The 3,912-nt window shown below is 74.6% G+C and carries 4 protein-coding genes; 2 read left to right on the forward strand and 2 right to left on the reverse strand.

All coding sequences use genetic code 11. From position 1 onward, the window contains the following. Window positions 1-55: 55 nt before the first annotated feature. The gene (locus ACFU7Z_RS37440) at window positions 56-313 is read right to left on the reverse strand and encodes a ferredoxin (protein WP_074005728.1); all 258 of its coding nucleotides are present in this window, start codon (window positions 311-313) and stop codon (window positions 56-58) included. Beyond that, on the reverse strand, window positions 310-1,524 hold the full coding sequence (locus ACFU7Z_RS37445) for a cytochrome P450 (RefSeq protein WP_049652220.1): 1,215 nt from the start codon (window positions 1,522-1,524) through the stop codon (window positions 310-312). The genes ACFU7Z_RS37440 and ACFU7Z_RS37445 overlap by 4 nt, the downstream gene beginning before the upstream one ends. A gap of 634 nt (window positions 1,525-2,158) precedes the next feature. On the opposite strand from ACFU7Z_RS37445, the gene ACFU7Z_RS37450 reads away from it, so the two are divergent. Both ACFU7Z_RS37450 and ACFU7Z_RS37455 read left to right on the forward strand, forming a co-directional pair. Beyond that, window positions 2,159-3,244 carry an S-(hydroxymethyl)mycothiol dehydrogenase gene (locus ACFU7Z_RS37450; protein WP_074005727.1) on the forward strand — a complete coding sequence of 362 codons (1,086 nt, stop codon included), beginning with the start codon at window positions 2,159-2,161 and terminating at the stop codon, window positions 3,242-3,244. Beyond that, window positions 3,241-3,870 (forward strand): MBL fold metallo-hydrolase, encoded by a 630-nt coding sequence (locus tag ACFU7Z_RS37455; protein ID WP_117492917.1) that lies wholly within the window; start codon window positions 3,241-3,243, stop codon window positions 3,868-3,870. Before ACFU7Z_RS37450 ends, ACFU7Z_RS37455 begins: the two co-directional genes overlap by 4 nt. The last annotated feature ends 42 nt before the right edge of the window (window positions 3,871-3,912 follow it).

Raw genomic sequence — 3,912 nt, forward strand, 5'->3', positions numbered from 1 at the left:
GCGCGCCGGCGGCGCCCGCCGCGAACGACCGCGGTCGGGCGCCACCGGCGCCGGGTCACTCCGCCGGGGCGATCCGGTAGCCGCCGCGCGCCGAGTGGAGGCTGAGCGCCTCGACCGGGCAGTAGTCCACGGCCTCGCTCAGCCCGTCCGTCAACTCCGCGCCGCCGTCCGCGTACCCGGCCAGCGGCGCGGCCAGTCCGTCGGCGCCGAGGGCCAGCGAGTCGGGGGCGCTGAGGGCGCACATCCCGGAGCCGATGCAGCGGTCCCGGTCGACCCGGACGAGCACCGGATCGGTGTCCGCGCGGCCCGTCACCAGACCACCCGCAGGGAGTTCGGGCTGCGGGTGAGCAGGCCGCGCCGCCAGTCGATCCGCTCGACCGGGTCGGCCAGCCGCAGCGCGGGCAGCCGGCGGGCCAGCCGGTGCAGGGCGAGTTCCAGCTCCATCCGGGCCAGCCAGGCGCCCAGGCAGTGGTGCGGGCCGGCGCCGAAGGTGAGGGTGGGAGCGGCCAGCGGGGAGAACAGCTCGGTGCGCAGGTCCCCGGTGAAGATCTCCGGGTCGTGGTTGGCGGCGGCCGCGTCGGCGGCGACCACGCTGCCGGCCGGGATGACCACGCCGCCGATCTCGACGTCCTCGACGGTGCGGCGCATCAGCCCGGGCAGGTGCTCCTGGGGGTCGCCGAGCGGGACGGCGCGCAGCAGCTGCTCGGTCGCGGCGACGGCGCTGGCCTCGTCGGAGGCGAGCCGCTGCCAGGCCTCGCGGTCGTCCTGGAGCAGGTAGACCAGGGCGTTGCCGAGGCTGGTCATGGTGGTCTCGTGGCCGGCCACGACCAGGCCGATGACCAGCGCGACCAGCTGGCCCTCGGTGATCGAGCCGTCCTCGGCGGCGGCCGCGAGCAGGCCGCTGACCAGGTCCTCGCCGGGGGCGGCCCGGCGCTGGGCGATCACCTCGGAGCCGAAGGCGGCGAACTCGGTCATCGCGGTGGCGATCGCCTCGGCGCTGTAGGCGGTGGCGGAGAGCGCGTGGTCGCTCCAGTGCGCGAGCCGCTTGCTGTCCAGGTTGTCCAGGTTCATCAGCCGGCTGATCACCGCGACCGGCAGCGGGCGGGAGTAGCCCGCGATGATGTCGGCGGGGGAGCCGTGGTCGATCAGCTCGTCGATCAGCGACTCGACGGCCGAGGCCACCCACGGCCGCCAGCGCTCGATCGCGCGCGGGGTGAAGGCCCGCTGCACGGTGCGGCGCAGCCGCTGGTGCTCGGTGCCGTCGATGTTCAGCATGCTCTGGGGATCGTCCAGGATGTTGGGCGTGACCGTGACCGGCGGGGCGTCCGGCGCGTAGAGCGGGGCGCGGCCCAGCCGCGGGTCGGTCAGCACCTGGCGCACGTCGGCGTGCCGGCTGACCAGCCAGACCGGCGTGCCGGTGGGCAGCGCGGCGAGGCGGGGCGGGCCGGGTTCGAGCCGGCGCATGCAGTGCAGCGGGGGGAGCGGGGCGGTGCCGGCGCTGGTCGCACTGTTCTCGGTGGACATCCGTACTCCAGACTCCAGGACGGTGGGCCGCGGGGCGCGACCCGACGGGGGGTGAATCCGGGGATGGTGCGGGGGACGGGTGATGCGGCCGGCTGGCGGCTCGACACGGGCCGGGGTTCGGTCGGGCTCCTACGGGGGGGAATTGCGGGGGTCTGGCGCGAAATGTGCGGGGGCGCACGGTCGGTGCGCATCCGGCGCGGCCGGCGCAGGGTCACGCGCCGACGGGTGGGGCGGGTGTGCTGAGCGTGGTCGCTTGGACCGTCTCAGCTACGACCGTACGTGGCTGGCGGGGCGCCCGTCTGCGGCACTTCCAGCCAACGCCGGTGCTTTCCGGGCACTTCGAGGCGCACGGACGGGCGCTCAGTGCCACCTGTGCGCCCCCACCGCCACGGCCGCGCCGGACTGTCGCCGGGCCCCCGGCGGATACCCGGCCGGCACGTGCCACCGGAGAGGTCGTGAGCCGCCTCCACGTGAGCGGACCGGCCCTAGCACACCGTGCCGCGGAGGATCGCCCCGGGCGCTCCGCCGGTGGGCGGCCGGGTGGGCGATACGCTTCGTGGGCAGTTCGTCTTGCAGTCGTTTGTCGCAGGTCAGACCGGTGCAGAGCCGCACCGGCAGACGGAGGTGGAATCGGATGCCCCAGCAGGTCAAGGCAGTCATCGCGCGCGCCAAGGGCGCGCCCGTGGAGGTGGCCACGATCGTGGTGCCGGACCCTGGCCCGGGTGAGGCGGTGGTCCGGATCCAGGCGTGCGGCGTCTGCCACACCGACCTCCACTACCGGGAGGGCGGCATCAACGACGAGTTCCCGTTCCTGCTCGGCCACGAGGCCGCGGGCATCGTGGAGTCGGTCGGCGAGGGCGTCACCGAGGTCGAGCCCGGTGACTTCGTGGTCCTCAACTGGCGCGCGGTGTGCGGCCAGTGTCGCGCGTGCAAGCGGGGCCGCCCGCAGTACTGCTTCAACACCCACAACGCCAAGCAGCGGATGACGCTGCTGGACGGCACCGAGCTGTCCCCGGCGCTGGGCATCGGCGCGTTCGCCGAGAAGACCCTGGTCGCGGCCGGCCAGTGCACCAAGGTGGACCCGGCGGCCGAGCCGGCTGTCGCGGGCCTGCTGGGCTGCGGCGTGATGGCGGGCCTCGGCGCCGCGATCAACACCGGCAACGTCGGCCGGGGCGACTCGGTCGCGGTCATCGGCTGCGGCGGCGTCGGCGGCGCGGCCGTGATGGGCTCCCGGCTGGCGGGCGCGGCGAAGATCATCGCCGTCGACATCGACGACCGCAAGCTGGAGACCGCCCGCAAGCTGGGCGCCACCCACACCGTCAACTCCCGCACCACCGACGCGGTCGAGGCGATCCGCGAGCTGACCGGCGGCAACGGCGCGGACGTGGTGGTCGAGGCGGTCGGCCGCCCGGAGACGTACAAGCAGGCCTTCTACGCCCGCGACCTGGCCGGCACCGTCGTCCTGGTCGGTGTGCCGACCCCGGAGATGACGCTGGAGCTGCCGCTGCTCGACGTCTTCGGCCGCGGCGGCGCGCTGAAGTCCTCCTGGTACGGCGACTGCCTGCCCTCGCGGGACTTCCCGATGCTCGTCGACCTCTACCTCCAGGGCCGCCTGGACCTCGGCGCCTTCGTCACCGAGACCATCGGGCTGGACGCCGTGGAGCAGGCCTTCGAGCGCATGCACCAGGGCGACGTCCTCCGTTCGGTGGTGATCCTGTGACCGCGCGGATCGACCGGCTGGTGACCGCCGGGACCTTCGAACTCGACGGCGGCAGCTGGGAGGTGGAGAACAACGTCTGGATCGTCGGGAACGACGAGGAGGCGGTGGTGATCGACGCCGCGCACGACGCCGAGGCCATCGAGGCCGCGCTCGGCGGGCGCCGGCTGCTGGCGATCGTCTCCACCCACGCGCACAACGACCACATCGACGCGGCCCCGGCCCTCGCCGACCGCACCGGTGCGCCGATCCTGCTGCACCCGGACGACCTGCCGCTGTGGAAGCTCACCCACCCCGAGCGGCTGCCGGACGGCGAACTGGCCGACGGCCAGCGGATCGAGGTGGCGGGCACCGAGCTGACGGTGCTGCACACCCCGGGTCACGCGCCGGGCGCGGTCTGCCTGTACGCGCCCGCGCTGGGCACCGTCTTCACCGGCGACACCCTGTTCCAGGGCGGCCCCGGTGCCACCGGCCGGTCGTTCTCGCACTTCCCGACGATCGTCGACTCGATCCGCGAGCGGCTGCTGACGCTCCCGGCCGAGACCGTGGTGCGCACCGGCCACGGCGACCCGACCACCATCGGCGCCGAGGCCCCGGCCCTGCCGGAGTGGATCGCGCGCGGGCACTGACACCGCTGCCCGTACGGCCCCCGGGGAACGACGGTTCCCCGG

The sequence above is a fragment of the Kitasatospora sp. NPDC057518 genome, from assembly GCF_042802075.1.
Taxonomy (GTDB): domain Bacteria; phylum Actinomycetota; class Actinomycetes; order Streptomycetales; family Streptomycetaceae; genus Kitasatospora.